At 54.8% G+C, this 1,938-nt stretch carries 1 pseudogene; it reads right to left on the minus strand.

The annotated features are described in order from the left end of the window. Positions 1-642: 642 nt before the first annotated feature. A pseudogene (locus AAAC48_RS16495) lies at positions 643-1,714 on the minus strand (histidine kinase dimerization/phosphoacceptor domain -containing protein). Positions 1,715-1,938: the final 224 nt, after the last annotated feature.

Genomic DNA, 1,938 nt, shown 5'->3' on the forward strand with positions numbered 1-1,938 from the left:
GATCTGGATTGGTTCATATTCATTGAATTCTGAGCCATTAGGCGGCTCACTCCTTTAATATTGTTGTGGGTTAATTGAGCGCGACTTTGCCCGTTGGGAGGAAATCGCGACCAGGGATCAATCAATCTGATCAGCTACAATCTGGCGCAGTTCCTCTCGCGTGAAACCGGAAGCTTGGTGTTCACATGTGGCGGCGATTATTCGCAGCGGGTTGTTGTTTGTATCTCGATCAATTTGAGGCGGTTGCACCGCAGTGCGGTTCAGTTCGGTAATCATTTGCATATTGGTCCGTTGGCTGCCGCGGCAAAGCCGCGCAGCATGTCATATTGGAATACATCGGCTGCAAGCAGACGACAGGCGGGCTGCAACAAGAGCAGCGATCAAACTTGAATTGCTACGGGAGAGAAATCTGCCCTCGATCAGGAGCTTGCAGAACTGGCCGAACTATCTTCGTCGACCGTTCTTATATGGGCGCGCAATGTGGTTATTTCAAGTTGGGTCCGGATCGTGAGCCGACGCAAGGGGCAGGACGTTAGCCGCAATCGAGGAGAATCTTTTGGTTGTGGCTTTGAAGACGGTTATCCAGTGATCAAAATAGAACTTTCCGGAAAAACTGGGGATCTGCTCACAGCGGAAAGACGTTCACGCTCCGTGTGTCCTACGCGACGTGAAGGTTGCCCGGGTGATGGACACACTTGTGCCCTTTGTGCTGCTGGCGACGTCCATGCGGGCATCGAGCTGCTTTACCAGCGCCTCGACAATTGGCTGTTCCGAGCCCGCCAGCTACGTCGGCGGTTGCAGTGTTTTTCCCGACGCCGTTGTCGGAGACGATCAGCTTCCAATCGGCCTTGTCGATCTCGTAGGTGACGGCGATCCGGTCGCCGGATTTGGCCGACGGGAAAGCATATTTGATTGCGTTGATAACGAGTTCGGTCACGATCAGGCCAAGGCTGACCGCTTTGTCTGATCCTATCCATCCCGCGTCTGCCATCACATCGAGTGTGATGGGGTTGCTTTCCCCGGTCATCGAGGCGGCCAGGCTGCCGCAAAGCTTCGTCAGGTAAGAACCGACTTCAATCTGGTCAATGCTGTTGGCTGTATGCAGGTGCCGTTGCACCTCGGCCACCGACATGACGCGCTGATGGGCGTCGTGCAGATGCAGCCTTGTTTCCTCGGACGTGACGGCCCGCGCCTTCAACAGCAAGATGCTGGCAATGATCTGCAGGCTGTTGGCGACGCGGTGCTGCATTTCCTGAAGCAGGATATCCTTCTGGCGCAGCAGCTCTTCAGTCTGCTTGAGCAGGTCATCCTTCTCCCGTTCGATCGCGCGGCGGCTGGTGACATCGGTAAAGGTAAGCAGGATCGTGGAAATGGCGTTGTCGTCATAGAGAACGGTTCGAGCGTTCAGCAGCATGGTTCTGCGGCCAAGATTGGGAAAATCATGCTCAACCTCGAAGCCGTCCATTGCGGCATGTTCGGGAATGATTGTCTCCAACAGGACACGAAGGGCAGGGATGTCCCATTGTCCGTCCCCTAGCGAGTAGAGCAAATGGCCTCGCGTCTGCTCGGGATCGACCTTGAACGTCTCGTAAAAGGAGCGGCTGGCAGCCAGCACACGAATTTCACCATCAAGCACGATAAACGGCTCGGGAATCGTGTTGACGATTGCCTGGGCAAGCTTTTGCGCGTCTTCAATATTCTGCAAGTCGATCATGGCGGGAAGCTGATCCAATCTGGGCCACGCCGCGACTGTGACAGCCCGCGTATAGTCCCATGAGCAAGATATATCTTCCCTTCACGAATGTCGCGAACCGTTTTTACAAATGCCCCGATGCCCTGTTGAATTAAAACGATCTGGCGCCGATAACATCGGCCCGATATTCTTGGCATGTCGGCACTTCTCCCGACCATCATGCCCGTGCGTTTGCGATGCCTATG

It is taken from the genome of Phyllobacterium sp. (genome assembly GCF_037994405.1).
Lineage (GTDB): Bacteria > Pseudomonadota > Alphaproteobacteria > Rhizobiales > Rhizobiaceae > Phyllobacterium.